Raw genomic sequence first — 24,231 nt, forward strand, 5'->3', positions numbered from 1 at the left:
AGCTATTGGCAACTCGTGCCAGAGTGAAGGGAAAACCCGTGCGCCTGCGCCCCCTGCGCGTTCTGTGCTGTTCCGCCGTCCTCGCCCTGTCGGCACCCGCCCTGCTCCCGGGCACCGCCTCGGCCGCGGTCCCCACCGCCTCGGTCTACCTGCAGAACTACGCCACCGGCCTCAACGCGGCCGACAGCGGTGGCACCGTGGCCGCCCACAACCCCAAGGGCAACGAGGACCACCAGCAGTGGACACCCGTCGCGGTCAGCGGCGGCTACCAGCTCCAGAACGCCGACGAGTCCGGCACCTGCCTGGGACGCAGCGGCACCGCCGCGGTCACCGCCACCTGCGGCGCGGACGGCACCACCTGGACCGTCACCGCCGGCGCCGACAGCACCTACACCGTCACGGTCCCCGGCACCTCCCAGTACCTCACCGCCGCTTCCGCCGACTCCGCAGCCGTACAACTCGGTTCCGCGGGCGACCTCGCCCGCTGGTACCTCACCCCGGTCTCGTACGCCACCACGGCGATGCCCTCCGCCGACACCCGCACCCTCGACCAGGTCACCTTCCTCACCGCGCACAACGCCTTCGCCAACGGCTCCGACGGCAACTTCGCCTCGTTCCCGGTGAACCTGTTCCCCAACCAGAACTACGGCATCAGCAGACAGCTGTCCGACGGCGTCCGCGGCTTCATGCTGGACGACTACACCGTGGGCGGCCAGGCCGTCCTCTGCCACAACAGCTGCGACGGCGTCAGCAGCCCGGTCCCGCTCGCCACCGATCTCCAGCGCATGGTCGACTTCCTGAAGGCCAACCCCGGCCAGTTCGCCACCGTCTTCCTGGAGGACTACGCCTCCTCCGACGTGCTGAAGTCCTCGCTCGCCGCCGTCAACGGCCTCTCCGACGTGCTGTACCGGCCGGACCAGGAGGGCGTCGCCACCAAGGGCTGGCCGACGATGGCCGACCTCGCCGCCCGCGGCAAGCAGCTCCTGATCTTCAGCGACCGGACCCGGGCGAGCGACACCTCGAACGGCTGGGTCACCCGGGACACCTTCGGCGTGATGTACCAGCGCGAGTGGACCGTGGAGAACTACTGGTCCATGGGCGCCGGTCTCGGTGACTCCGACTGGTCCTGCTACAGCCGCTGGGGCACCGGCAGGCCGCTCGCCACCGACTCCGCCGCCTTCCACCCGCTGTTCGTGATGAACCACTTCCGGGACTACCCGATCAGCTCCACCGCCGCGACCGACAACGGCAAACTCCTCAACCGCGCCCAGAACTTCTGCACACCCGCCGCCCGCAAGAAGCCCAACTACCTCGCCGTGGACCGCTACGACACCGGCTCGCCGACCCCGCTGTCGACCGTGGGCACCCTCAACACGTACATCCTCACGCCGGGCCAGTGAGGGCTCGGCCCGCCCCTGACCCGCGGATGGCAGTGAAACGGCGGAGCCGGCCTTTCGCTCCGCCCGCCCGCTACGGCTTGGCCGCCGGCTCCAACGCCTCCACCGCGGCGGCGGCGGCCGAGGAGTCCTGGCCGTAGAAGATGTCGATGTCGACCTCCTCGCCGCCCATCGTCAGCGTGTCCCAGGCGCCGCTGAGGACGAGCATGCGCAGGGTGGCGGGCTGCAGGGTGGCAAGGCGTTCCAGGATCGCCTCGTCGTCCGGCATGCCCGCCAGCCTGGGGGCGAGCCGGGCGCGGATGGCCTGCATGCGCTCCAGCAGCGTCTTGGTGTCCGCCGCGCGGTCGGGCTCGTCGGGGATGCCGTCGATGCCGTGCCCGATGATGTCCTTGATCGCCCAGGTGACGCCCCGGTCGTCCGTGGTGACCATCGCCTTCCACGCCCGGCTCTTGTGCCGGTACTGCAGCATCGACATCGCCGCCTCGTGCCGCAGGAAGTCCGCGTCCCGGAACGGCCTCCCGTTCCAGGCCCCGTTGAGGGAGCGGGCCAGCGAGATGGCGGAGGCCAGGCCGCTGTTGAGGCCGCGGCCGGGCCAGAAGTGGATGGCGTTGGCGGCGTCGCCGAGGAGGAAACCGTAGGTGCCGGGCGTGTTGGTGGTCGGCGGCAGCAACTCCGCAGAGAAGCGCGGGCGTTGCACCATGTCCAGGCGGAAGCTCGTGACCGCGGACAGGTCGTCGGCCTCGACGCCGAACAGCAGCAGCCCCTCGCGTACCCGCCGCCACAGCGGTGAGCCCTTGACCAGTGCGGGCAGGAACAGGGTGCCGTGGGTGGAGCACTGGAAGTCGCCGTACTCGTCGCGGTCCATCAGGCAGGGCCGGGAGGCGATGCACTCCTCGAAGACCCGGCGGACCGGGTCGAGGCCGATGACCTCGGCCGCCTCGGCGTCGGTCAGCCGCATGTTCAGGAAGCCCTCGCCGCGCAGCGAGTTGAGGAGGAAGCGGTTCTGGGCGACCGTCATCAGGACCGCCATGGGGTCCGTCAGGCCCGACTTCACGCGCAGGCCGAGGACGACGTCCTGCAGATGACGACCGTCGAGGGAGTAGATCGACTCGTCGGCCTTGCCGAACCGGGCGGCGAAGTGCTCCCGGGTGCGGGAGCGGCCGCCGTCGCAGATCGCGAGCACATGCTGGCCGGCGAGGGCCTCCTGCTGTTCCGCCGCGTCGAAGCGGCCGGGTATCAGCCGGATCCGGTCCCGCTTCTCGTTGGCCAGCTCCAGCAGCCGGTCCTCGATGTAGGCGATACGCATGTTGCGCGGGTGGTGGTCGCCGACCGAGTCCGGGCCGGAGGGCCACATCTCCGTGTAGTGCTCCGGGTCGAAGAGGCGCGTGCGGACCTCCTCCGGCCACGCGAGGTACTGGCGGCTCTGCACGGTCACCACCTGCTGGCGCCGTACGTTTCCCTCCTCCTGGCTCTTCCAGACGACGGTCCGCCCCTGCTTGCGCCACCTGCCGTCGTACACGGTGATGTGGACCTGGGAGCCGAGGAAGTGCTCCAGCAGCAGGGCGAGGGAGAGGCCGACGGGGCCGCCGCCGGCCACCGTGACCCGCAGGACCGGTCCCTGCCCGCTGTCCACCGAGCCGTGGGTGACGGACCGGGGCAGGGAGAGCGCCATGAGCGTCTCCATGGCGTCGGCGACCTCGAAGCGGAACTCCTGGTCGCCCAGGGTGATCTCGTCGCCGGGCTGCAGCAGCCGGGACTCCACCTCCTGCCCGTTGACCAGCGTGCCGTTGCTGCTCTCCAGGTCACGCAGGACGTAACCCTTGTCCTCGTCGAAGACGATCTCCGCATGGAAGCGGGAAACGCTCAGGCTGGAGATGACGACGGTGTTCTCCGCGTTGCGCCCGAAGGTGACGCGGGTGTCCAGGACCGGGATGCGCTCCCCCGCCAGCAGACCTTCGAGCCCGACCAGCACCGGTGCCACGGCTCTTCCTTCCAGGAGTGGTTGACCTCAACGTCACCGCGGCACCACCGGACACTGCACGTCCACGCCGGACGGCGGTCAACCGGCGGAACTGCGACACGCTTGACATGGTGTCGAACCACGCGACCGGTCCATGCGGCGGCGACGCGGTCCTCATGGCGGCGTGCTGCCTTCTTCGCTTGTCGCCCCCGTCGGCGAGCATATACTTGCTCAGCCAAGTAGTTCCAGTGGGCGTTTCACCTCGATCTCGCACGGTCCGGCGGGAGTTCGCCGTTTTCGGCCAGTCGACCGTTTCGGAGTACGGCGGGGGGGGGGGGGGGGGGGGGGGGGCCCCCCCCCCCCCCCCCCCCCCCCCCCCGCCGTACTGCCGGTGCCGGTTCAGCCCGCGTGGCCGTCGGAGCGCTTGCGGTGCAGGGTGAACTTCTCGAAGACGGAGAGGTCGCCGTTCGGCTTGTTCACGTTGTAGTACGTGATGTGCATCCGGGTGGTGTCACCGGGGTGCCGGCCGGGGTCGACGGTGAACGCGGCGAAGCCGTAGGGGTGTTCGACGTCCCGGACGCCGACCCATACCGCCTCTTCCTTCACATAGGTGGAGGTGCGCTTGCCGTTGGAGCCGGCGGTCGCGGAGACGGCGGTGATCACCTTGGCGGTGCCGTCGGTGAAGAACTTCTGGTTCGTGGTGCCCGAGACGCCTCCGCCGCCGAGGATCATGTGCACGGTGCCCAGACCGGCGTCGATGTCGTCGGTGGCCTGGGAGACCGGGTTGGGGGTCAGCGTCTCGCTGCCCGTCATCACGCCGCGCACGGACAGCGACCGCTCGTAGTTGTGCTCGTGGCCGCAGAGCACCAGGTCGACGCCGTACCGGTCGAACAGCGGGCCGTACTTCTCGCGCAGGCCGAGGTCCGCGCCGTTGGCGTCCGAGGAGCTGATCATGACCTGGTGCATGGCCACGACCACCCAGTCGATGTCGCTCGAGGAGCGCGCCGCCTTCAGTTCCTTCTCCAGGAAGGCGAGCTGACGGCCGCCGGAGTAGCCGCTGATGTAGACGTCGCCGCCGTCCTGGAGGCAGTTGTCGTCGTTCTGCAGCACGATCACCCGGACCGAACCGGCCGTGAACGCGTACCACAGGCCCGCGAGTTCGGCGTCGGTCTCCGTGGACGGGAGGGAGAAGTAGGTCTGGTAGGCGCCGAGGCCGAGCGGACCGTTGGCCTTCTCGATCTCGTGGTTGCCGGCCGCGGGCATCCAGGGGCGGAAGCGCGCCGAACGGGTGTTGTTGGTGAAGAAGTTGTTCCAGGTCCGCACCCGGTCGACGTCCAGGTTGGCGTAGCAGAGGTCGCCGTTGAGGAGGTGGAAGAGCGGGGCGACCTGCTCGATGCCGGTGACGATGTCCTTCGTCGCGGGCGTGGAGTTCGCGTCCAGGCCGACCGTGCCGTCGGCCGCCCAGGTCACCTGCGGGGCGGACTGGTCGCCGAAGCTGGTGAAGGTGACGGGCCTGCGTCCGCGCGGAGCGGTGCGGAACGTACCGCTGTCGGGGGTCGCCCCCTCGTGCGTGGCGAGGTAGAGGTAGTCCGTGTCCGGGGAGAGCCGGTTCAGGGCGGCGTGGTGGACGTAGACGGTGCGGTTCGAGGTGCCGTCGACGTAGGTGACGGTGCGGGCGGCGGTGGCTGATCCGAAACCGTGTTCCAGGGTGCCGTAGCGGACCACGGGCTTGGTCACCGGCCGGTCGGTGATCCACGAGACCGTCATCTGGGTGCGCGGGTCGGCGCCGAAGGTGAGGTGCAGGCCCTGGACGGGGGGCGCACCGGAGGAGTCCGCGGTGAGGTGGAAGGCCGGGGCGGCGGGCGGCGCGGCCTGTGCCGCACCCGCCCCCAGCAGCCCGGTGGCGGCGGCGCCCGCCCCCGCGGTCCCCAGCAGGCCCAGCGCGTGACGACGGCTGAACCCTTCCGAACCCCCCGACGATCTACCCTCTGACGAGTCTGCCTGTGTGGTCATGACGCCCTCCCGACGTGCAGCTGAGCTGACAACGACCGCACCCTGACCCAGCCCAACTGCTCCCACATGAACACCACATGACCACATGGCCATCACGCGTCAGGCAAAAGACCGCAATGACCGACACGCGCCCTCCCCTTTACCGGCAGCCGCCCCTTCCTTGACCCTCGTGCCGCGGACCGGCCTGACGTTCCGTCAGCCGGTGGGGCGCGGGGCGCGCAGATGGGCGCGCTCGGCCAGTTCCTTCTCGTCGACGAGTTCCAGCATGGGCTTGCCGGGCGCGCACATCATGGTCACGACGAACCGGGTCCTGGCGTCGGTGAGCGCGTTGCCGTCCTGGTAGTGGATGACGTCGCCGCCCGGCTCCCAGAACGTTCCGCCGGCCTCGACGACGCGCTCGGGCTCGCCCTCCAGCTCGAAGCGGACCGCGCCCTCGACGACGTATCCGAACGCGGGTCCCGAGTGGCGGTGCGGCGGGGTGCCCGGGTCGCCGGGCTCCCACTCCACCCGAATGGTCATCGCCGAGGCACCCTCGGGAATCGTGATCGGTGCCGCGTCCTGCAGCAACGTCACGGCCGTCTTCCACCCCTCCGAACGGGGCTGCCCGCCGGTGCCGTGCACCGCGTCCTTGTCCGCCATGGTGTTCCACCTCCGTAGGTCGACCGCCCCATGGGACCATCGCATCCTCGGCGGGACGCGCATTCACCCTTCGGATCCCGTGCGGCGTTTCTCCGTGCTCACCGGACACGCGGGGGATCCGTGACACGGCGGCCGCCGCCGCAGGCGCGCGGGGCGGCGCCGGGCCGGCTTGTAGCATGATGATCCAACTCTGGAGGACATCCATGCGCGCCGGTGACCACGCGGACTCCCTCGACCGGGCGACGAAGGACTTCGTCGCGGCGCGTCCCCGGCTCTTCGGCATCGCGTACCGCGTGATCGGCAGCGCGGTCGAGGCCGAGGACATCGTCCAGGAGGCCTGGGTGCGCTGGCAGGGCACCGACCGGGCCGGCATCGAGGAACCGGCCGCGTTCCTGACCACGGTCACCACCCGGCTGGCGATCAACTTCATCCAGTCCGCCCGGGTGCGCCGGGAGTCCTACGTCGGCCCCTGGCTTCCGGAGCCCGTCGACACGAGTCCGGATCCGCAGCTGGGCGCGGAGCGCGCGGAGGCGCTCGACATGGCGGTGCTCTTCCTGCTGGAGAAGCTCAATCCCGTGGAACGGGCCGCGTACGTGCTGCGGGAGGCGTTCGACTACACCTACCGGCGGATCGCGGACATCGTGGAGACGAGCGAGGCCAACGCGCGCCAGCTGGTGAGCCGGGCCCGGAAGCGGCTGGCGGCGGAGCGCAGGGAACCGGTCGGTTCCGCCGAGCACCGGCGGTTCCTCGAGGTGTTTCTCGCCGCCGCGCAGAACGGCGATCTGTCGGTGCTCGAGGAGGTCCTCACCGAGGACGTGGTCAGCTACGCCGACGGTGGCGGAGTGCGCGGGGCGTCCAGGATCCCGGTGGTCGGGCTGCCGCACGTCTCCCGGTACCTGGTCGCCTTCGCGCCGCGGTTCTGGCCCCCGGCGGAGGTCCGCTGGGTCGAGGCGAACGGCAGGCCGGCCGTGCTGGTCTCGGCCGGTGGCACGGCGGTCGCCCTGCTGACCGCCGATGTGTCGGAGCGCGGCATCGAACGCCTCATGTGGGTGATGAACCCGGCGAAGCTGGCGCCTTACGTGGCGTCGCTGGAGGGCTGACCCCCGGGCTGCCCGGGCTGCCCGGGCTGCCGAGATTCCTCCGGGCGGGTGTCACAGCGGGAGCGGCTGTCCGGTCACCAGTGATGCAGACAGAAACTTCCGAGAGGAACGCATCATGAAGATCGTCGTGATCGGTGGCACCGGGCTCATCGGTTCGAAGGTGGTCGCCGGGCTCCGCGAGCACGGGCACGAGGCGGTCGCGGCCGCGCCCAGTACCGGCGTGAACACCCTCACCGGCGAGGGGCTGGCCGAGGTCCTGGAGGGCGCCTCGGTCGTGGTCGACGTGTCCAACTCCCCGTCGTTCGAGGACCAGGCCGTCATGGACTTCTTCCGTGCCTCCACGGCCAACCTGCTCAAGGCGGAGGCCGAGGCCGGCGTGGCGCACCATGTGGCGCTGTCCGTGGTGGGCACGGACCGGCTCCAGGGGAGCGGGTACTTCCGGGCCAAGCAGGCCCAGGAGGAGCTGATCGAGGCGTCCGGCCTCCCGTACTCCATCGTCCACGCGACCCAGTTCTTCGAGTTCGCGAAGGGGCTCGCCGACGGGGTCACCGAGGGCGACACCGTGCGCCTGCCCGACGCCAGGATCCAGCCCGTCGTCTCCGACGACGTGGCCGCCGCCGTCGCCCGCGCCGCCGTCGGCGCCCCGGTCGACGGCGTGGTGGAGGTCGCCGGCCCCGAGGCGTTCTCGCTCGAGGAGTTCATCCGGATGGGCCTCAGCGCCCAGCACGACCCCCGCAAGATCGTCACGGACCCGGCGGCCACCTACTGGGGCGCCGAACTGCAGGACGACACACTCCTGCCCGGCCCGGACGCGCACATCGCCGAGGTCGGGTTCGCCGACTGGCTCGCACGACAGCGGTGATCCGCGAGGAAGCCGGCCCCCGCCGCGATGGCGGGGGCCGCCTTCCTGCGCCGCCGGGCGGTCGGGGGGGCATCAGCGTGTGTGCTTGCCCGCGATTTCCTCGTACTCCCGCACGGTCGCCTTGGTGATCTGGGTGTCCTCGCCGTAGAGGCCTCGGCTGAGCCTGCGGCGCAGGCGCCGGGCACCGCGTGCGCCGACGGCGTCCGGGCCGGGGGCGATCGGCCGGTACTGCTCGTGCTGGGTCAGCAGGTGGAGTTCCTCCCGGCCGAGCGGCTCGTGCACCTCGACGAACTCGCCGTGCGGCAGTCGTTCGAGCACGCCGGTCTCACGGCCGTGCAGCACCTTGTCGCGGTCCGCGCGCTGCAGACCGAGGGCGATGCGCTTCGTCACGACGTAGGCGATGGCAGGAACGGCGAAGAGACCGACACGGACCGTCCAGGTCACGGATTCGACGGAGACATGGAAGCGGGTGGCGATGATGTCGTTCGCGGCGCCGACCATGGCCACCACGTAGAAGCCGATCCAGGCGACGCCGAGGGCCGTGCGCACCGGGCGGTTGCGCGGTCTGTCGAGCAGGTGCTGGTGACGGTCGTCGCCGGTCACCCACGTCTCGATGAACGGGTAGGCCCCCAGGGCGAGGAAGAGCCCGACACCGGCCGTCAGCGGAACCAGGTTGTCCAGGGCCAGGGTGTGGCCGTGGAAGGTGATCTCCCAGCCGGGCATGACCCGCAGCAGCCCGTCCGCCACGCCCATGTACCAGTCGGGCTGGGATCCGGCCGAGACCTGGTCGGTGCGGTAGGGGCCGTACTGCCAGACGGGGTTGATCTGCGCGATCGCCGCGACGGCGAAGACGACACCGGAGACGAGGAAGAACAACCCGGCGGATTTCACGGCGCGTACGTGGCGGGGCAGGCCGACGACGTTCCCGTTGCTGCGTCCGGGACCGGGGTACTGCGTGTGCCGGTGACGGAGCATCAGGATCAGGTGGGCGGTCAGCAGCGCCACCATGAGGGCCGGGATGATCAGGACATGGACCGTGTGGAAGCGGGCCACCAGGTCGGGGCCCGGGTACTCGCCTCCGAACAGGAACATCGACAGATAGGTTCCGACGACCGGTACGGAGAGGATCGTTCCGTTGACGACCGCGAGTCCGGTCCCGGAGAGCAGGTCGTCCGGAAGGTCGTATCCCGTCAGCCCTCCGAACATCCCGAGGACCAGCAGCAGGAACCCGAACAGCCAGTTCAGCTCACGGGGCTTGCGGAAGGCACCCGTGAAGAACACCCGCATCATGTGGACGAGCGCGGCGCCGACGAAGACCAGTGCCGCCCAGTGGTGGGCCTGCCGGATCAGCAGTCCGCCGCGTACGTCGAAGGAGATGCGCAGCGTCGAGTCGAACGCCTCCGACACCATCCGGCCCTTCAGCGGGGCGTAACCGCCGTCGTACCGGACCTGGTTCATGGACGGGTGGAAGTACAGCGTCAGATACACGCCCGTGACGACGAGGACGACGAAGCTGTACAGGCAGATCTCGCCCAGCAGGAAGGACCAGTGGTCCGGGAAGGCGGACCTGCGCGCCTTCGCCCCGATCAGGCGGTGGACACCGAGGCGTCCGTCGAACCGGTCGGCGACCTTCTCGCCCCTGCCTCCGCGTCGCTCTTCGTCGTCCTGGCTCTGCTCCCCCATGGCCTGCAGCACCCCATTCGCCGATCGCCTCACGTCGTGCTTCTGCTATGAGACGGAGCGGGAGCCGGATCTGTGACATGGGGCCGAACGGGGCCTGCGGAGCTGCTGCTACGACACGCCGACGAGGATCATGGTGACGCACAGCCCCATCGCCACGGTGATCAGGATCATCGCGGTCAGCGTTCCCCGCAGCCACTGCCCGAAGCGGGCGCGGTGCCGCTGTTCCACCACGTTGATGCTGGTGGCGATGTGCTCGGTCACCATGCGGGCCACGTAGGTCTGTTCCTCCAGGTACCAGCGCTCGATGTCGGTGCGCTGCTCCGGGGTCAGTCCCGGCTCCCGGGCGGTGAAGTCCGTCACGCGCCGGCGTGCGGCGCGCAGGTGCGCCTGCTGGTGCAGGAAGTCCTGGAGGTCGCTCAGGCCGCGGGCGGCCTCCTCGCTCGTGTCCATGGTGTGCTCCACAGGTGAGGCGGCGGCCGTCCGGCCGGTCGCGGTCAGCGCCGGCGAGGGAGAGCAGCGCGCACGAACGTATCGAGCCGGGACGGGTCGGGACCGGCGATCTCGCGAACGCCGCGGAGAGCTGGAGCAAAAGGTGTGAACCACCAGCGTGACAACTTCCACCGGAAGCCGCAAGGGCGCCGAACCACGTCACTTGACGGAATCGCTCGCGGCGGCCGCCGCCTGGGTTCCTTCACGTGACCGCGACGGTCGGGCACGCCGAAGGAGACGTCATGAGTACGCAAGCGCGCAACGTCGTTCTCGTCCACGGAGGCTTCGTGGACGGATCCGGCCGGCAGGGGGTCTACGACGCTCTGAAGCGGGACGGGTACCACGTGAGCATCGCTCTCCGGCTCGTCCTGCCGGACCTGTCCGCGCGGCGCCTCGTCGCCCGCCCGCTGCCCGGCACGGCCCTGCGCACGACCCTGGGTCTGGAGCGCCCCGCCAACCGTTTCGCGACCACCGCCGTCCCGGAGGAAGCCCGATGACCCGCGCCGATCCCCTCGACGTGCCACGGCCGCACGCCCAGTTGCACTTCGGGGTGTTCTTCCAGGGCGTCAACCACTGGACCGTCTGGTCGGCCCCCGCCAGCGGTTCGCAGATCGACCCCGCGTCCTTCCGGCGGGTCGCGCAGACCGCCGAACGGGGCCTGTTCGACGCGTTCTTCCTCGGCGAGGGGCTCCGGCTACGGGAGGTCGACGGCAGGATCCACGACCTCGACGTGGCCGGACGGCCGGACGCCCTGACCCAGCTCGCCGCGCTGGCCGCGGTCACCCGCCGGATCGGCCTGGTCCCCACCTCCAACTCCACCTTCAACGAACCCGCCGACCTCGCCCGCCGGCTCTCCAGCCTCGATCTGCTCTCCGAAGGCCGGGTCGGCTGGAACGTGGTGACCACGGACAACGCCTGGACCGGCGCGAACTTCCGGCGCGGCGGCTACCTCGACCACGCCCCCCCAGTTCTCGACTTCGCTCGAACCGGGGGGACCCCCATCCGGCGGACCGAGGAGTTCCTGACCGTGGCCCGCGCCCTGTGGGACGGCTGGGACGACAAGGCGGTGGCCACCTCCGTCGGGGCGCCCGCCTGGTCGGCGCCCGGTGCCGTACGGCGGGTACGCCACCGGGGACCGCAGTTCGACGTCGGCCTCGCCCCGACCCTGCCGCGCAGCGAGCAGGGCCACCCGGTGATCTTCCAGGCCGGCGACTCGGGCGAGGGACGCGACTTCGCGGCCGCAACGCCGACGTCATCTTCTCCGCGCACGGCACCGACTTCGACGACGCGCTGGTCTTCGCCGAGGACATCCGGCGGCGGCTGCGGGCGGTCGGGCGGCCCGACGACGACCTGCGAATCCTGCCCGGCACCGAGATCATCCTGGGCGCCACCGAGGAGGAGGCCCGGGAGAAGAAGCGCTGGATCCGGCTCCAGCAGGTCACCCCCGCCACGGCCCTGGGGATCGCGGGGCTGCTGTGGGGCCTCGATCTGACGGGCCGCGACGCCGACGGGCCGCTGCCCGCGGAGGATCCGGTGGTCGCCGAGAACGACGGTTCCTTCGTCGCCCGGCGCGTCGCCGATCCCGCGCGGTGATGGACGAATGGCGGGCGCAGGCGGAGGCGCACGGCTGGTCGCTGCGCGAGACCGTCATCGCGCTCGGCCCGCAGCGCGGTCACGTCGGCACCCCGTCCGGCCTGGCCGACAAGTTCGCCCGCTTCGTACGGCACGGCACGGCGCGGTCGACGGTTTCAACGTCACGCCCGCCTACGCACCCGACCCGCGGTGGGCCGTGACGGGCCATTACGTGCCCTTCGACGTACCGCGGCCGATCACCGTGGGCGCCGCCGTGGAGGGCCTTGAGCATGTGTACGACGCCCCCGGCCGGATCGAGTTCGAACTGGACGGGCGGCAGCTGGCCCTGACCGCGTTCCCCGGACGCGGGCCCGGCGCGCTGATGGTGCTGTTCACCGACGCGACCTCCGGGGTCACCACGTATGCGGCCAACCGGTCCCTGTCCGTCGGCCCGCCCGCGGCCGACGGCACGGTCGTCCTGGACTTCAACCGGGCCGCGAACCTGCCGTGCGCCTACACGGACCTGGCCACCTGCCCGCTGCCGCCCGCCGAGAACCGGCTGCCGGTGGCGATCGAGGCGGGCCAGAAGATCCCCCGTGAGCGCGGCGGTTCCTGACCCGGCCGTCCGGGCGGGCTTGATCCACAGAGCTACGATGTGGCCATGGCTGAGCGTTCCCGGGGCACCGGTTCGAAGGACGAGGACCGCCCCCTGCGGCGCGATGCCGCCCGCAACCGGGAACGGATCGTACACGCGGCGCGGGAGGTCTTCGGGCTGCGCGGACTGGGCGTCACCCTCGACGACGTGGCCCGGCACGCGGGAGTCGGCGTCGGTACGGTGTATCGGCGCTTCCCCACCAAAGAGGCCCTGGTGCGGGCCGTGTTCGAGCAGGATCTCGCGATGCGGCAGGAGTCTGCGCAGCAGGCGCTCGAACATCCCGATCCCTGGCAGGGGCTGGTCGACTTCCTCATGACGATGACCGCGGATCTCGCCGAGAGCCGCGGTCTGCACGAGGTGATCATGCTGGGGAGCCACAGTTCCGAGCCGTTCGAGACGGCCCGTGGGGGTATGCGCCCCTACCTGGAGGCGCTGATCCGGCGGGCCCAGGACAGCGGGCAGCTGCGTGCCGAGGTGGTCCCCTCCGACATCCCCGTGATGCAGCAGATGCTGATCGCCGCCGCCCAGTTCACCCAGGGGCGACGGCCCGACATCTGGCGCCGCTACATCGAGATCCTCCTGAACGGCCTGCGGCAGCGCCCGGACGATGCCCCGCTGACGACGCCCGGCCTCAGCGACCCGCTGGTGGAGCAGCTGATGGGTCTGGTGCGGCCCGAACCGGCGCAGGCTCCGCCTGACCAGGACTGAACCGGGCCTGCCACAGGTCGCGCAGGAGGGCGATCTCGGCCATGTGGTGGACGAGTTCGAGGTTGGTGCCCCACAGGACGTCCACGAAGGCGTCGTCGGGGTTCGAGCCGTAGGGGTACTGCGAGTAGCCGACGGTGTCGAGCTGTGCGTCGGTCACGGTGGCGACGCTGTCGCGCCAGCGGTCCACCGCCGCCCAGAACCGGTCGAGGGCCAGGGCGGCGCTGGGGGTGAAGTCGACCAGCTCCTTCGGTTCCCGGCGCCGCTCGCCGAAGGTCCACTCCCAGTCGCCGGCGAAGCCCGAGTGCAGGTGCCCGAGCCGCCAGGCGATGGTGGTGATGGGGGTCCGGTCGGGTTCCGGGGGTCCGGTGTGGGCGAGGACCTGTTCGACCCGCTCGACGCTCACGCTCCAGTCGTCGGCGATCTTGGCGACGGTCATGCCGGCGGCGGCCTGCCGGGCGACCTCGGCGTACTCGCCCGCCGGGATGTCCGGGGCGCCCTGGTCGAGCACCCAGTCGCCGGGTCCGTACGCCCTGGGGGTAGTCGCCTCGCCCCGGCGCCGGATCGACCAGCAGCCGGGTACCGGCTCCCACAGGTACTCCTCGTCGCCGAGCCCCGTCAGTCGCACCTGGGCCCGTTCCCTGGCGCAGTCGAACTGGTCGAGCAGTACCGCCAGACGGCCGGTCCCCATGGCGGGCTCCCTCCGCAGTGGCGCCCAACGCGCCGTGGTCAGGCGGAGATTAACGGTTCGCCCGCGCGGGACGCGACACAATTCCCGCGCCCGCTCCGCCGGGGCACGGCCGGTCAGCTGTCGAAGTCGACCGTCAGCTTCTCGGAGACCGGGTACGACTGGCAGGTCAGCACGTACCCGGCGTCCACCTCGGCCGGTTCGAGGGCGTAGTTGCGGCGCATGTCGGCCTCGCCGTCGGTGATGCGCGCACGGCACGTGCCGCACACGCCGCCCTTGCAGGCGAACGGGAGGTCCGGGCGGATGCGGGCGGCGGAGTCGAGGAGTGTGGTGCCGCGCGGCAGCCGGGCGGTGGTGGAGCGGCCGTCCAGGGTGACGGTGACCTCGCTGGCCGGGCCGGTGGCCACCGCGTCCTCGTGCCGGAGGGGTTCGATCGGCTCGTCGGCGTAGAAGAGTTCCTGGTGGACCCGGCCGCCGGGCACGCCCAACCCGGCGAGCACTCGCTGGGCATCAAGGACCATGCCGTGCGGGCCGCACAGCCACCAGTGGTCGGCGGACGGGACGTCGATCAACCCCTCGATCAGCGCGCCGAGACGGTCGCCGTCGAGGCGGCCGGAGAGGAGGTCGGCCTCGCGGGGTTCGCGGGACAGCACATGGGCGAGGTGGAAGCGGGTGCGGTACTCGTCCTTCAGGTCGGCCAGTTCGTCGGCGAACATCACGGTGTCGGTGCGCCGGTTGCCGTAGAACAGGGTGACCCGCGAGCGGTCGTCGGCGGCCAGGACCGACTCGGCGATGGACATCATGGGGGTGATGCCGGAGCCGGCCGCGATCAGCACATGGTGGCCGGGCACCGTGAGGTCGGGGGTGAAGGCCCCGGTCGGTGCCATGACCTGGACGGTGTCGCCCGGGCGTACCTCGTGGACCAGCCAGGAGGAGAAGAGTCCGCCGGGCACCTCGCGGACGCCGATGCGGGGCGGCGCGCCGGCCGGCGAGCAGATCGAGTACGAGCGCCGTTCGTCCCGCCCGTCGACCTCGCGGCGCAGGGTCAGCGACTGTCCGGGGCCGAAGGCGAACTCCTCGGTGAGGGCCGCGGGGACGTCGAACGTCACCGCCACGGCGTCCTCGCACAGGCGCTGCACCGCGGCGACGCGCAGGGGATGGAAGGCCGGGCGGCGCCGCCGTGCCGTCGTCGCGGGGGCACCGGCGGTCGGTGCCGTCAGCTCTGCCATCAGATCTCCTTGACGTACTCGAACGGCTCGCGGCAGGTGAGGCACCGCCACAGCGCCTTGCAGGAGGTGGCCGCGAAGCGGGAGGTCTCCTCGGTGTCGGCCGATCCGCAGCGCGGGCACGCCACCGTGCGCCGGGTGGGCGACAGGGTCAGCGGGACGGGGCCGACGGGGCGCCGGGGCGCCGTCATCGGCGGGGCGATGCCGTGTTCGGCGAGTTTGCGGCGCCCGTCGGGGGTGATCCAGTCGCTGGTCCACGGCGGGTCGAGGACCGTGCGGATCTCCACCCGGCCGAAGCCGGCGTCCCGCAGCCGCGCGGCGACCCCGGCGCGCATCTCGGCCATGGCGGGGCAGCCGGAGTAGGTCGGGGTGAGGCTGGCGACCACGGTCCCGTCGGCCTCGACGGTGACCTCGCGCAGCACACCGAGGTCGGCGAGGGTGAGCATGGGGAGTTCGGGGTCGGGGACCTGTTCGGCCAGGTGCCGGGCCCGCCTGAGGTCGGACAGCACGGTGGTCACCATGTCGCCTCCGGGTGGGCGCGGGCCACGCTCTGCAGCTCGGCGAGGAGCGGGGCGAGGTGCTCGGTGTGGTCGCCGTTCCGGCCGTCGTAGGGCAGGGACGCGGGGTGCGGCAGGGGCAGTCCGGCCGCGTCGAGGACCTGCCGGAGGTCCGCATCGACCGCCCCGCGGACGTCCTGTGCGGCGAACAGCTCCGCCCAGTAGGGAGACTGCGACTCCAGGGCCGTCAGCATGCGCGCGTGGGACTCCTCGGTGCCGTCGCCCAGGCGTACGACCCACTCGGCGGCGTACTGCCGGTGGTAGGTGAGCTCCTTGACGCCCTTGGCGGCGATCGCCGCGAGCACCGGGTCGGGTGCGGCGGCCAGTTCGGTGAAGTGGGCCAGGCGCCAGCTGGCGAACACCAGCAGCCGCAGGACGGAGAAGGCGAAGTCGCCGTTGGGGAGTTCGGCGAGGGTCACGTTGCGGAAGTCGGCGGGGTCGCGGAAGTAGGCGTAGGCGTCCTCCGTGCGGCCGGTGCCGTCCGTCTGGCCGCAGCGGGAGTAGAGCAGGCGGGCCTGGCCCAGCAGGTCGAGCCCGATGTTGGCCAGCGCCACCTCCTCCTCCAGCTCGGGGGCGAGGGTGACCCACTCGGCGAGCCGCTGGGCCAAGACGAGGGCGTCGTCGCCGAGCGCCAGGCACAGGGCGGCCAGCGCGGTGGCGTCGACGCCCTCGGGCACGGCGGTGTCGACGCCGTGCAGCGGGTCCTCGAAGCCGGTCCCGAACGCCCACCGGGCGTCGCCGTCGTCGTGGCCCTCGGCCAGGCTCAGGTAGACGTGGTCGTCGTCGCTCATCACCGGCTCCTAGATGTGCGGGACATCGTCGGGGATGTCGTAGAAGGTCGGGTGCCGGTAGACCTTGTCGGCGCTCGGGTCGAAGAAGGGGTCCTTCTCGTCCCGGGTGGAGGCGGCGATCCGGTCCGAGCGCACGGCCCAGATGCTGACGCCCTCGTTGCGCCGGGTGTACAGATCGCGGGCGTGGGTGAGGGCCATCTGGTCGTCGGCCGCGTGCAGCGAGCCGACGTGGACGTGGTTGAGGCCGCGCTTGCCCCGGACGAAGATCTCGTACAGCGGCCAGTTCCCGGTGTCGCTCATGCCACGGCCTCCTCGCGTGCCCGGGCGGCCTGCTTGGCGGCGTGGGCGCCGGCGGCCGCACGCACCCAGGCACCCTCCTCGTGGGCGGTTCGCCGGCGTTCCATCCGCTGCGTGTTGCAGGGGCCGTTGCCGCTGATGACTTCCTTGAGTTCGCCGAAGTCGGGGGTGCCGAAGTCGTGGTGGCCGCGCTCCTCGTTCCAGCGCAGCTCGGGGTCGGGCAGGGTCACGCCGAGCCTGGCCGCCTGAGGCACGGTCATGTCGACGAACCGACGGCGCAGTTCGTCGTTGCTGTGCCGCTTGATCTTCCAGGCCATCGACTGCGCCGAGTTGGGCGAGTCGTCGTCGGGCGGGCCGAACATCATCAGGGACGGCCACCACCAGCGGTCCACGGCGTCCTGGACCATCTCCCGCTGGGCGTCGGTGCCGCGCATCATGGTCATCAGCAGTTCGTAGCCCTGCCGCTGGTGGAAGGACTCCTCCTTGCAGATCCGGACCATCGCACGCGCGTAGGGGCCGTAGGAGCTTCGGCACAGCGGCACCTGGTTGCAGATGGCGGCGCCGTCGACGAACCAGCCGATGACACCGACGTCCGCGAAGCTGAGCGTCGGGTAGTTGAAGATCGACGAGTACTTCTGGCGGCCTTCGATCAGGCGCTCGGTGAGGTCCGCGCGGTCGGCGCCCAGGGTCTCGGCGGCCGAGTACAGGTACAGGCCGTGTCCGGCCTCGTCCTGGACCTTGGCGAACAGGATCGCCTTGCGGCGCAGCGACGGTGCCCTGGTGATCCACTCGCCTTCCGGCTGCATGCCGATGATCTCCGAGTGCGCGTGCTGGGCGATCTGCCGGACCAGCGTCCTGCGGTAGCCCTCCGGCATCCAGTCACGCGGCTCGATCCGCTGGTCCCGCGCGATCGTCGCCTCGAAGTGGGACTCCAGCGCGTGCTCGGCGTCCCTTCCGGCCGCTTCAGTCATCTCCACCAACTCCCAACCGACCATTCGTTCGGTTCATCATAAGGTGCTTCCTCCCCGATCTGGCAAGGGCCGCGCCCGATCAGGGCGCGCGGAAGGGTGGCCGCCCCGCCCCGGTCACCAGGTGTAGAAGCCCTGTCCCGTCTTGTGACCGAGTTCGCCGCGGGCCACCTTCTCGCGCAGCAGCCGCGGCGGGGCGAAGCGGTCGCCGAGGGTCGTGTGCAGGTACTCGGCGATGGCGAGCCGTACGTCGAGTCCGACGAGGTCGGTCAGGCGCAGCGGACCCATGGGGTGCTTGTAGCCGAGCCGCATGGCGTCGTCGATGGCCTCGGGCGCGGCGACGCCCTCCTCGACCATCCGGATCGCCTCCAGCCCCAGGGCGAGGCCCAGCCTGCTGCTGGCGAAGCCGGGCGAGTCCTTGACCACCACGTCCTGCTTGCCCAGCGCCCTGGTCCATTCCAGGGCGGCCTCGACGGTGGGCGCGGCGGTGCCGGGGGCGACGACGATCTCGACGAGCGCGGAGGCGGGCACCGGGTTGAAGAAGTGCATCCCGAGGAAGCGGTCCGGGCGCCGCAGGACGGCGGCGAGGTCGGTCACCGACAGCGAGCTGGTGTTGGTGGCCAGCACGGTCGTGTCGCCCACGGCCTCTTCGGCCGCCTTGAGTAGACGGGCCTTGAGCGCCGCGTCCTCGGGTACGGCCTCCACGAGCAGCTCGGTCTCCGGGGGCAGCGCGTCCACCGCGTGGACGACGGACACCCGGGCGGCCACCCGCGCCGCGGGCTCGCTCAGGTGACTGCGCTCCTCGGCCCGCCGCAGGCTGCCTTCGATCCGCTCCAGCGCCGCGGCGGCGGCCTCCGCCCCGCTCTCCACCACGGTCACGGCCGAGCCGGCGGCGGCGAAGGACTGGGCGATGCCCGCGCCCATGCGGCCCGCGCCGACGACCGCGACGGTCCTGGGTGCCGACGTCATGCGCGACTCCTCTTCTCCAGAAATCGTGTCATGCGCTCTGTCTTGTCCGCTCCCTCGAAGAGCACGGCCTGCGCGAGGTCGCCCGCGAGGGGATGGGCCCCGGGCGAGTCGACGACGACCTTCGTCAGCCGCAGGGCCAGGGCGGAGGAGCGCGCCATGCGGTCGAGCACGGCATGGGCGTGCTCCAGCAGTTCCGCGGCGGGCACGACGTCCATGACCAGTCCGGCGGCGAGTGCCGCCGGGGCGTCGAGGGTGCGGCCGGCGAGCAGGATCTGCTTGGCGACGGACTCGCCGACCAGTTCGGGCAGCCGCCAGCAGGCGCCGGCCGCCGCGAGGATGCCGAGGCCGGGCTCGGGGTTGCCGAAGACGGCGCCGGGACCGGCGATCCGCAGGTCGCAGGCGTAGGCCAGCTCGGCCCCGCCGCCCAGGGCCCAGCCCTCGACGGCGGCCAGGGTGGGCATGGGCAGCCGCCGGACGCGCTCGAACAGACGGCTGTTGATGCCCTGCAGCGCCTCGTCCCGGCCGCGCTCGCGCAGTTCGGCGATGTCGGCGCCGCCCGCGAAGACCCCGCCGTGGCCGGTCAGGAGCAGCAGCCTGGGTTCGCTCTCCAACCGTTCGCACACCTGGTGCAGTTCGCCGATCATCCGGCCGCTGATGGCGTTGCGGGCCTCGGGACGGTGGAGGGTGACGACGACCCGGTCGGCCCGCTCCTCCACCAGCAGCGTCTCGTACTCCGGGGAGGCGGTCACACCCGCTCCACCAGCAGGGCGACACCCTGGCCCACGCCCACGCAGAGCGTGGCAAGACCGCGGCGGCCGTTCTCCCGCTCCAGGCGGCCGAGGAGGGTCAGCAGGATGCGGGCGCCGGAGCAGCCGAGCGGATGCCCCAGGGCGATGGCGCCGCCGTCGGCGTTGACCTTGCCCTCGTCGAGCTTGAGCCGGCGGATGACGGCGAGCGCCTGGGCGGCGAACGCCTCGTTGAGTTCCACGGCGTCCAGGTCGCCGGTCTGCCAGCCGGCCCGGGCCAGGGCCTTCTCGGTGGCGGGGACCGGGCCGAGACCCATGAGATGGGGCTGGACCCCGGCGGAGGCCGAGGCGACGATCCGGGCCCGGGGCGTGAGGCCGTACCGCTCCACCGCCTCGGCACCGGCGACCACCAGGGCCGCCGCGCCGTCGGACAGTGGCGAGGACGAGCCGGCCGTGACGATGCCGTCCGCACGGAAGACGGTCCGCAGGGAGCCCAGCTTCTCCAGGGTGGTGGCGGGACGCGGGCCCTCGTCCCGCGTCACCTCGCCGTCGCGCACCGGGACCGGCACGATCTCGCGGTCGAAGCGGCCCGCCTCCTGGGCGGCCACGGCCCGCTGGTGGCTGCGCAGGGCGAAGGCGTCGGAGTCGGCGCGGGTGATGCCGTCCAGAGCCGCGACCTCCTCCGCGGTCTCGCCCATGGAGAGGGTGACCCGGACCGCCTCCGGTCCGGCGTCCGCGGGCACGGCACGGTCGGCGGCGGTGAAGCGCGGGTTGGTGAACCGCCAGCCCAGGGCGGTGTCGTGCACCTGCCCGGGCTTGGCCCACGGGGTGCCGGGCTTCTCCATCACCCAGGGCGCCCGGGTCATGGACTCCACTCCCCCGGCGACCATCAGCTCCGCCTCCCCCGCGCGGATCGTCTGGGCCGCCGAGGCCACGGCGGTCAGACCCGAGGCGCACAGGCGGTTGACGGTATAGCCGGGCACGGTGTGCGGCAGCCCGGCGAGCAGCACCGCCATCCGCGCCACGTCCCGGTTGTCCTCGCCCGCCTGGTTGGCGGCCCCCAGCACGACCTCGTCCACGGCCGCACCGGGCACCCCGGCCCGGCGTACGGCCTCACCGACGACGAGGGCGGCGAGGCCGTCGGGGCGTACCGCGGCCAGGGCACCGCCGTAGCGGCCCTGCGGGGTGCGGGCCCCGTCGATCAGGAACACGTCGTCGGGCATCGGACAGCCTCCTCGGCTCAGGGGTGGACGGCGCCCCGCGCGCACGCCTCTCGACGGCCTCGTTCCCCCTCTTGACATGCGGGGGTCGTGCTGGATTACTTGACCACGCCGCACGCTAACCGAATGTTCGGTCGGTTCACAAGGTGGTGGAAATGACGACCCAGGTACCGGGTACGACACCTGGCCCCGTCGAAACGATGTTCGCCGCGGACGAGGCGTCCCGGCGGCTGGGCATCGAGTTGCTGGAGCACGGCGAAGGGACCGCCGTGCTGCGGATGACCGTGTCCGCCTCCCAGGTCAACGGGCACCGGATCGCCCACGGCGGCTATGTGTTCCTGCTCGCCGACTCGGCGTTCGCCTGCGCCTGCAACAGCCACGGCCCCGTGACCGTCGCCGCCGGCGCCGACATCGACTTCATCGCCCCGGCGTACGAGGGGGACGTCCTGGTCGCCACCGCGCGGGAGCGCGTCCGGTTCGGCCGCAGCGGTGTCTACGACGTGAGGGTCGTGCGCGGCGACGAGGTGATCGCGGAGTTCCGCGGCCGCAGTCGCACCCTGCGCACAAGGAAAGAGGAGCCGCAATGAGCAGCGAAGTGATCGCGCCCGAGCCCAGGGGCACCCGCCGGGGAGAGCCGCTCCCCGAGGCGCTGCTGGACGACGCCGAGCGGATGTCCCGCCCGGAGCTCCAGGCGCTCCAGCTCACCAGGCTCCGCGCGACACTGCGGCACGCGTACGACAACGTCGAGCTGTACCGCAAGAAGTTCGACGCGGCCGGTGTGCACCCCGACGACTGCCACACCCTCGCCGACCTCGCCCGCTTCCCCTTCACCACCAAGGCCGACCTGCGGGACACCTACCCCTTCGGCATGTTCGCCGTACCGATGTCCGAGGTACGGCGGGTGCACGCCTCCAGCGGCACCACCGGCCGCCCCACCGTGGTGGGCTACACCGACAACGACCTGTCCATGTGGGCGGACGTCGTCGCCCGCTCCATCCGGGCCGCCGGCGGCCGCCCCGGGCACAAGGTCCATGTCTCCTACGGCTACGGGCTGTTCACCGGCGGCCTCGGCGCCCACTACGGCGCCGAGCGCGCCGGCTGCACGGTGATCCCCGCGTCCGGCGGCATGACCGCGCGCCAGGTGCAGATCATCCAGGACTTCCGCCCCGAGATCATCATGGTCACGCCCTCCTACATGCTGACCCTGCTCGACGAGTTCGAGCGCCAGGGCGTCGACCCCCGCTCCACCTCCCTGAAGGTCGGCATCTTCGGTGCCGAGCCCTGGACGGAGGAGATGCGCCGCGAGATCGAGGAGCGCCTCGACATCCACGCGGTCGACATATACGGGCTGTCCGAGGTGATCGGCCCCGGGGTCGCGCAGGAGTGCGTGGACACCAAGGACGGGCTGCACGTCTGGGAGGACCACTTCTACCCCGAGGTCGTGGACCCGCTGGGCGAGGAGGTGCTGGCCGACGGCGAGAGCGGGGAACTGGTCTTCACCTCGCTCACCAAGGAGGCGCTGCCCGTCATCCGCTACCGCACCCGTGACCTGACGCGGCTGCTGCCGGGCACCGCACGCCCCGGGTTCCGCCGTATCGAGAAGATCACCGGCCGCTCCGACGACATGATCATCCTGCGTGGGGTCAACGTCTTCCCCAGCCAGGTGGAGGAGATCGTGCTGCGGACACCCGGCGTGGCCCCGCACTTCCAGATCCAGATCAGCCAGAAGGGACGGATGGACCACATGACCGTGCGCGTGGAGGCCCGGCCCGACGCCGGTCCCGCCGACCGCGCGTCGGCCGCCCGGACCATCGCCCAGGGCGTCAAGGACGGCGTCGGGATCAGCGTCGAGGTCGACGTGGTCGACCCGGAGACCCTGGAGCGGTCGCTCGGCAAGCTCCGCCGGGTCAAGGACCTGCGCAAGGCCTAAAACGCTGGCGGGCGAGGGGCCGGGGTGCCTACCGTCCTCCCCATGCCCGAGCTCCAGCTGCTCCGCACGGACCACGCCCCGGCACTCCTCGCCTTCGAACGGGACAACCGCGCCTATTTCGCGGCGACGATCCCCGATCGCGGCGACGACTACTTCGCCCGCTTCGACGAGATCCACCGCGCGCGGCTGGCCGAACAGGAGGCCGGGGTCTGCTACTTCCATGTGCTGGTCGACGCGGCGGGCGAGGTGCTGGGGCGGATCAACCTGGTCGACGTGGCGGAAGGCGCCGCCGATCTCGGGTACCGGATCGCGGAGCGCGCCGCCGGGCGGGGGCTGGCCACCTCGGCCGTGCGGGAGATCTGCCAACTCGCCGCCGACAGCTACGGACTGACCGCTCTGCGGGCCGCCGCGCGGCAGGACAACGCGGCGTCCCGGACCGTACTGGCCCGTAACGGGTTCACCGTCACCGGCGAGATCCGGCTCTCGGGCCGCCCCGGTCTGACCTACCTGCGCCTGCTCAAGGGTTCATGAGGTGCCCTGACCGGCACCGGGCCGCGGCACCCGTGGTGCGCCGCGGCCCTCCGGGAACCGGTCAGCCGCTCACCGGCCTGCCACGGCCCCACGCCCAGGCGAGGCGGTCCGCGCCGGACTGGTTGGTGGTGGCCAGCCAGGGGCGGGACGCGTCACCGATCAGCTTCTGGATCGAGTACGTGTCGTCGGTGCGCAGGCCCGGCCAGTACACCGAGCCCATGCCGAGCTCGCGGAACACGTCGGTGTCGGCCTGGATGAAGTTGACGGAATTGTCGTCGGGCGCGGGCTTGTTGTAGTCGAGGCCCGTGGTCATCGGGGCACCGAACTCGTCGGCGACGGTGCGTCCCGCGCAGTCGCCGAGGCGCTCCTTGAGGTCGGCCACCCACTGGTCGTAGGTGGCGTAGCTCTTCCAGAACCCGTAGTGGTGCAGGGACAGATAGGTGCCCTTCAGGCGCGGGTCGGCGCAGACGGTGGTGACGTGGTCGTTGTAGCCGGCGCCGCTGACGAAGACCCGGTTGTGCGGGACGGACGGGTAGGTCGCCAGCCACTTCGCGGCGAGGTCGGCCCATTCGGCGTCGGTGTAGCCATGCGGCTCGTTCATCGGCTCGAAGTAGACGTGCGGGTCGTGGCGGTAGGCCTTCACGACCGTGTCCCACATGGGCCAGTAGGTGGCCTCGTCGTCGATGAAGCCGTCCTTGTTGGCGCCGGTGCCCTCCCAGTAGGAGACGATCACCTTGAAGCCCTGGGCGGAGGCCGCGTCGATGACCCCGCGGTACGACTTCCAGTACGAGCCGTTCACCGTGTACGGGTTGATGGGCAGCCGTACGGTGTTGGCCCCGAGGTTGGCGCGGAACGCCGCGATCACCCGGGTCGCCTTGGCGTAGGTCTGGGCGTAGCTGTCGGAGAGCGACAGGCCGGAGAGGACCACCGGGTCGTCGGCGTAGTTGTCGCGCGGGTCGGCCCAGTTGACGCCCTTGAACTGGCTGGTGCCGTGGCCCGGGACGGCGGCGGAGGCCGGGCTGCCGGTGAGGGTGGTGGCGCCCACCGCGGCGATCGCGACCGCCGCGAGGGCGGCGCGGGTACGGGGGGTGATACGGGTTCTGGCGGGGGTCTTGCGCATCAACGTGCCCTTTCAGGAGACGGCGGCTCGACGCAGGGGCCCGACGGCCCCGGACCACGTGTTCACGTAAACATCGACGCGGTGTGTTTACGTGAACATCCCCTGCGCGACGC

The 24,231-nt window shown here is 71.5% G+C and carries 24 protein-coding genes and 2 pseudogenes; 11 read left to right on the forward strand and 15 right to left on the reverse strand.

Translation table 11 applies throughout. The features are described from left to right. Positions 1-38: 38 nt before the first annotated feature. Positions 39-1,400, forward strand: a complete 1,362-nt coding sequence (locus tag ACFZDK_RS18340) for an RICIN domain-containing protein (protein ID WP_390973620.1) — start codon at positions 39-41, stop codon at positions 1,398-1,400. Between the two features lie 70 nt (positions 1,401-1,470). On the opposite strand, the gene ACFZDK_RS18345 is transcribed toward ACFZDK_RS18340, so the two are convergent. The 3 genes from ACFZDK_RS18345 to ACFZDK_RS18355 all read right to left on the reverse strand — a co-directional run bounded on the left by ACFZDK_RS18345 (position 1,471) and on the right by ACFZDK_RS18355 (position 6,009). Then, positions 1,471-3,378: an FHA domain-containing protein gene (locus tag ACFZDK_RS18345; protein ID WP_390973622.1), complete on the reverse strand. Its 1,908-nt coding sequence runs from the start codon at positions 3,376-3,378 to the stop codon at positions 1,471-1,473. Between the two features lie 378 nt (positions 3,379-3,756). Further along, complete coding sequence (locus tag ACFZDK_RS18350; RefSeq protein ID WP_390973624.1) at positions 3,757-5,370, reverse strand: fibronectin type III domain-containing protein; 1,614 nt, start codon at positions 5,368-5,370, stop codon at positions 3,757-3,759. 195 nt (positions 5,371-5,565) lie between these two features. Continuing rightward, on the reverse strand, positions 5,566-6,009 hold the full coding sequence (locus ACFZDK_RS18355; RefSeq protein ID WP_390973626.1) for a cupin domain-containing protein: 444 nt from the start codon (positions 6,007-6,009) through the stop codon (positions 5,566-5,568). A 203-nt stretch (positions 6,010-6,212) separates the two neighbouring features. On the opposite strand from ACFZDK_RS18355, the gene ACFZDK_RS18360 reads away from it, so the two are divergent. Both ACFZDK_RS18360 and ACFZDK_RS18365 read left to right on the forward strand, forming a co-directional pair. After that, a complete protein-coding gene (locus ACFZDK_RS18360) occupies positions 6,213-7,109 on the forward strand; it encodes an RNA polymerase sigma-70 factor (protein ID WP_390973628.1) in 897 nt (298 codons plus the stop codon). A 115-nt stretch (positions 7,110-7,224) separates the two neighbouring features. Next, positions 7,225-7,971, forward strand: coding sequence for an NAD(P)H-binding protein (locus ACFZDK_RS18365; RefSeq protein ID WP_390973630.1), 747 nt, complete (start codon positions 7,225-7,227; stop codon positions 7,969-7,971). A gap of 72 nt (positions 7,972-8,043) precedes the next feature. Here ACFZDK_RS18365 and ACFZDK_RS18370 read toward each other — a convergent pair whose 3' ends face one another. Both ACFZDK_RS18370 and ACFZDK_RS18375 read right to left on the reverse strand, forming a co-directional pair. Then, a complete protein-coding gene (locus ACFZDK_RS18370) occupies positions 8,044-9,654 on the reverse strand; it encodes a cytochrome b N-terminal domain-containing protein (RefSeq protein WP_390973632.1) in 1,611 nt (536 codons plus the stop codon). Positions 9,655-9,762: 108 nt separating this feature from the next. Next, entirely contained in the window at positions 9,763-10,104 is a 342-nt protein-coding gene (locus ACFZDK_RS18375) for a hypothetical protein (protein WP_390973634.1), read from the reverse strand. Positions 10,105-10,385: 281 nt separating this feature from the next. Between ACFZDK_RS18375 and ACFZDK_RS18380 the strand changes: the two genes are divergently transcribed. From ACFZDK_RS18380 to ACFZDK_RS18400, 5 genes and pseudogenes are all read left to right on the forward strand, one after another. Continuing rightward, positions 10,386-10,640, forward strand: coding sequence for a hypothetical protein (locus ACFZDK_RS18380; protein ID WP_390973636.1), 255 nt, complete (start codon positions 10,386-10,388; stop codon positions 10,638-10,640). Beyond that, positions 10,637-11,736 (forward strand): annotated as a pseudogene (locus ACFZDK_RS18385) (LLM class flavin-dependent oxidoreductase). The gene ACFZDK_RS18380 and the pseudogene ACFZDK_RS18385 overlap by 4 nt, the downstream one beginning before the upstream one ends. Continuing rightward, the gene (locus ACFZDK_RS18390) at positions 11,736-11,936 is read left to right on the forward strand and encodes a hypothetical protein (protein ID WP_390974263.1); all 201 of its coding nucleotides are present in this window, start codon (positions 11,736-11,738) and stop codon (positions 11,934-11,936) included. The pseudogene ACFZDK_RS18385 and the gene ACFZDK_RS18390 overlap by 1 nt, the downstream one beginning before the upstream one ends. Beyond that, a pseudogene (locus ACFZDK_RS18395) lies at positions 11,852-12,331 on the forward strand (DUF1684 domain-containing protein); the annotation flags it as partial. The gene ACFZDK_RS18390 and the pseudogene ACFZDK_RS18395, both read left to right, overlap by 85 nt. A gap of 45 nt (positions 12,332-12,376) precedes the next feature. Next, positions 12,377-13,078, forward strand: coding sequence for a TetR family transcriptional regulator (locus tag ACFZDK_RS18400; RefSeq protein WP_390973637.1), 702 nt, complete (start codon positions 12,377-12,379; stop codon positions 13,076-13,078). On the opposite strand, the gene ACFZDK_RS18405 is transcribed toward ACFZDK_RS18400, so the two are convergent. The 9 genes from ACFZDK_RS18405 to ACFZDK_RS18445 form a co-directional block, all read right to left on the reverse strand. Beyond that, a complete protein-coding gene (locus ACFZDK_RS18405; RefSeq protein ID WP_390973638.1) occupies positions 13,002-13,766 on the reverse strand; it encodes a DinB family protein in 765 nt (254 codons plus the stop codon). The genes ACFZDK_RS18400 and ACFZDK_RS18405 overlap by 77 nt on opposite strands. A gap of 113 nt (positions 13,767-13,879) precedes the next feature. Continuing rightward, positions 13,880-14,992, reverse strand: a complete 1,113-nt coding sequence (gene paaE / locus ACFZDK_RS18410; protein WP_390973639.1) for a 1,2-phenylacetyl-CoA epoxidase subunit PaaE — start codon at positions 14,990-14,992, stop codon at positions 13,880-13,882. Further along, complete coding sequence (paaD, locus tag ACFZDK_RS18415; RefSeq protein ID WP_390973641.1) at positions 14,992-15,510, reverse strand: 1,2-phenylacetyl-CoA epoxidase subunit PaaD; 519 nt, start codon at positions 15,508-15,510, stop codon at positions 14,992-14,994. Before paaD ends, paaE begins: the two co-directional genes overlap by 1 nt. Next, on the reverse strand, positions 15,504-16,337 hold the full coding sequence (gene paaC, locus ACFZDK_RS18420; protein ID WP_390973643.1) for a 1,2-phenylacetyl-CoA epoxidase subunit PaaC: 834 nt from the start codon (positions 16,335-16,337) through the stop codon (positions 15,504-15,506). The genes paaD and paaC overlap by 7 nt, the downstream gene beginning before the upstream one ends. A 9-nt stretch (positions 16,338-16,346) precedes the next feature. Then, positions 16,347-16,637: a 1,2-phenylacetyl-CoA epoxidase subunit PaaB gene (paaB, locus tag ACFZDK_RS18425; RefSeq protein WP_355727655.1), complete on the reverse strand. Its 291-nt coding sequence runs from the start codon at positions 16,635-16,637 to the stop codon at positions 16,347-16,349. Further along, the gene (gene paaA / locus ACFZDK_RS18430) at positions 16,634-17,605 is read right to left on the reverse strand and encodes a 1,2-phenylacetyl-CoA epoxidase subunit PaaA (RefSeq protein WP_390973646.1); all 972 of its coding nucleotides are present in this window, start codon (positions 17,603-17,605) and stop codon (positions 16,634-16,636) included. Before paaA ends, paaB begins: the two co-directional genes overlap by 4 nt. A gap of 114 nt (positions 17,606-17,719) precedes the next feature. Next, complete coding sequence (locus ACFZDK_RS18435) at positions 17,720-18,571, reverse strand: 3-hydroxyacyl-CoA dehydrogenase NAD-binding domain-containing protein (protein ID WP_390973647.1); 852 nt, start codon at positions 18,569-18,571, stop codon at positions 17,720-17,722. Next, positions 18,568-19,320, reverse strand: a complete 753-nt coding sequence (locus ACFZDK_RS18440) for an enoyl-CoA hydratase-related protein (protein ID WP_390973649.1) — start codon at positions 19,318-19,320, stop codon at positions 18,568-18,570. The genes ACFZDK_RS18435 and ACFZDK_RS18440 overlap by 4 nt, the downstream gene beginning before the upstream one ends. Further along, positions 19,317-20,540: an acetyl-CoA C-acyltransferase gene (locus tag ACFZDK_RS18445; protein WP_390973651.1), complete on the reverse strand. Its 1,224-nt coding sequence runs from the start codon at positions 20,538-20,540 to the stop codon at positions 19,317-19,319. The genes ACFZDK_RS18440 and ACFZDK_RS18445 overlap by 4 nt, the downstream gene beginning before the upstream one ends. 152 nt (positions 20,541-20,692) lie before the next feature. Between ACFZDK_RS18445 and paaI the strand changes: the two genes are divergently transcribed. From paaI to ACFZDK_RS18460, 3 genes are read left to right on the forward strand one after another with little or no spacing between them, the layout of a single operon-like run. Then, positions 20,693-21,124 carry a hydroxyphenylacetyl-CoA thioesterase PaaI gene (gene paaI / locus ACFZDK_RS18450; protein ID WP_390973653.1) on the forward strand — a complete coding sequence of 144 codons (432 nt, stop codon included), beginning with the start codon at positions 20,693-20,695 and terminating at the stop codon, positions 21,122-21,124. Continuing rightward, complete coding sequence (gene paaK, locus ACFZDK_RS18455; protein WP_390973655.1) at positions 21,121-22,467, forward strand: phenylacetate--CoA ligase PaaK; 1,347 nt, start codon at positions 21,121-21,123, stop codon at positions 22,465-22,467. Before paaI ends, paaK begins: the two co-directional genes overlap by 4 nt. A gap of 42 nt (positions 22,468-22,509) precedes the next feature. After that, positions 22,510-22,998: a GNAT family N-acetyltransferase gene (locus ACFZDK_RS18460; RefSeq protein ID WP_390973657.1), complete on the forward strand. Its 489-nt coding sequence runs from the start codon at positions 22,510-22,512 to the stop codon at positions 22,996-22,998. A 61-nt stretch (positions 22,999-23,059) separates the two neighbouring features. Here ACFZDK_RS18460 and ACFZDK_RS18465 read toward each other — a convergent pair whose 3' ends face one another. Next, on the reverse strand, positions 23,060-24,118 hold the full coding sequence (locus tag ACFZDK_RS18465; RefSeq protein WP_355727646.1) for a cellulase family glycosylhydrolase: 1,059 nt from the start codon (positions 24,116-24,118) through the stop codon (positions 23,060-23,062). Between the last annotated feature and the right edge of the window lie 113 nt (positions 24,119-24,231).

Source organism: Streptomyces sp. NPDC007901, from assembly GCF_042959465.1.
Classification (GTDB): domain Bacteria; phylum Actinomycetota; class Actinomycetes; order Streptomycetales; family Streptomycetaceae; genus Streptomyces.

Bases quoted from the DNA above. Each gene is read 5' to 3' on its own strand.
- ACFZDK_RS18350 (WP_390973624.1), bottom strand. From the start codon at position 5,370: ATGACCACACAGGCAGACTCGTCAGAGGGTAGATCGTCGGGGGGTTCG.
- ACFZDK_RS18355 (WP_390973626.1), bottom strand. From the start codon at position 6,009: ATGGCGGACAAGGACGCGGTGCACGGCACCGGCGGGCAGCCCCGTTCG.
- ACFZDK_RS18360 (WP_390973628.1), top strand. From the start codon at position 6,213: ATGCGCGCCGGTGACCACGCGGACTCCCTCGACCGGGCGACGAAGGAC.
- ACFZDK_RS18365 (WP_390973630.1), top strand. From the start codon at position 7,225: ATGAAGATCGTCGTGATCGGTGGCACCGGGCTCATCGGTTCGAAGGTG.
- ACFZDK_RS18370 (WP_390973632.1), bottom strand. From the start codon at position 9,654: ATGGGGGAGCAGAGCCAGGACGACGAAGAGCGACGCGGAGGCAGGGGC.
- ACFZDK_RS18375 (WP_390973634.1), bottom strand. From the start codon at position 10,104: ATGGACACGAGCGAGGAGGCCGCCCGCGGCCTGAGCGACCTCCAGGAC.
- ACFZDK_RS18380 (WP_390973636.1), top strand. From the start codon at position 10,386: ATGAGTACGCAAGCGCGCAACGTCGTTCTCGTCCACGGAGGCTTCGTG.
- ACFZDK_RS18390 (WP_390974263.1), top strand. From the start codon at position 11,736: ATGGACGAATGGCGGGCGCAGGCGGAGGCGCACGGCTGGTCGCTGCGC.
- ACFZDK_RS18400 (WP_390973637.1), top strand. From the start codon at position 12,377: ATGGCTGAGCGTTCCCGGGGCACCGGTTCGAAGGACGAGGACCGCCCC.
- ACFZDK_RS18405 (WP_390973638.1), bottom strand. From the start codon at position 13,766: ATGGGGACCGGCCGTCTGGCGGTACTGCTCGACCAGTTCGACTGCGCC.
- paaE (WP_390973639.1), bottom strand. From the start codon at position 14,992: ATGGCAGAGCTGACGGCACCGACCGCCGGTGCCCCCGCGACGACGGCA.
- paaD (WP_390973641.1), bottom strand. From the start codon at position 15,510: ATGGTGACCACCGTGCTGTCCGACCTCAGGCGGGCCCGGCACCTGGCC.
- paaC (WP_390973643.1), bottom strand. From the start codon at position 16,337: ATGAGCGACGACGACCACGTCTACCTGAGCCTGGCCGAGGGCCACGAC.
- paaB (WP_355727655.1), bottom strand. From the start codon at position 16,637: ATGAGCGACACCGGGAACTGGCCGCTGTACGAGATCTTCGTCCGGGGC.
- paaA (WP_390973646.1), bottom strand. From the start codon at position 17,605: ATGACTGAAGCGGCCGGAAGGGACGCCGAGCACGCGCTGGAGTCCCAC.
- ACFZDK_RS18435 (WP_390973647.1), bottom strand. From the start codon at position 18,571: ATGACGTCGGCACCCAGGACCGTCGCGGTCGTCGGCGCGGGCCGCATG.
- ACFZDK_RS18445 (WP_390973651.1), bottom strand. From the start codon at position 20,540: ATGCCCGACGACGTGTTCCTGATCGACGGGGCCCGCACCCCGCAGGGC.
- paaI (WP_390973653.1), top strand. From the start codon at position 20,693: ATGACGACCCAGGTACCGGGTACGACACCTGGCCCCGTCGAAACGATG.
- paaK (WP_390973655.1), top strand. From the start codon at position 21,121: ATGAGCAGCGAAGTGATCGCGCCCGAGCCCAGGGGCACCCGCCGGGGA.
- ACFZDK_RS18460 (WP_390973657.1), top strand. From the start codon at position 22,510: ATGCCCGAGCTCCAGCTGCTCCGCACGGACCACGCCCCGGCACTCCTC.
- ACFZDK_RS18465 (WP_355727646.1), bottom strand. From the start codon at position 24,118: ATGCGCAAGACCCCCGCCAGAACCCGTATCACCCCCCGTACCCGCGCC.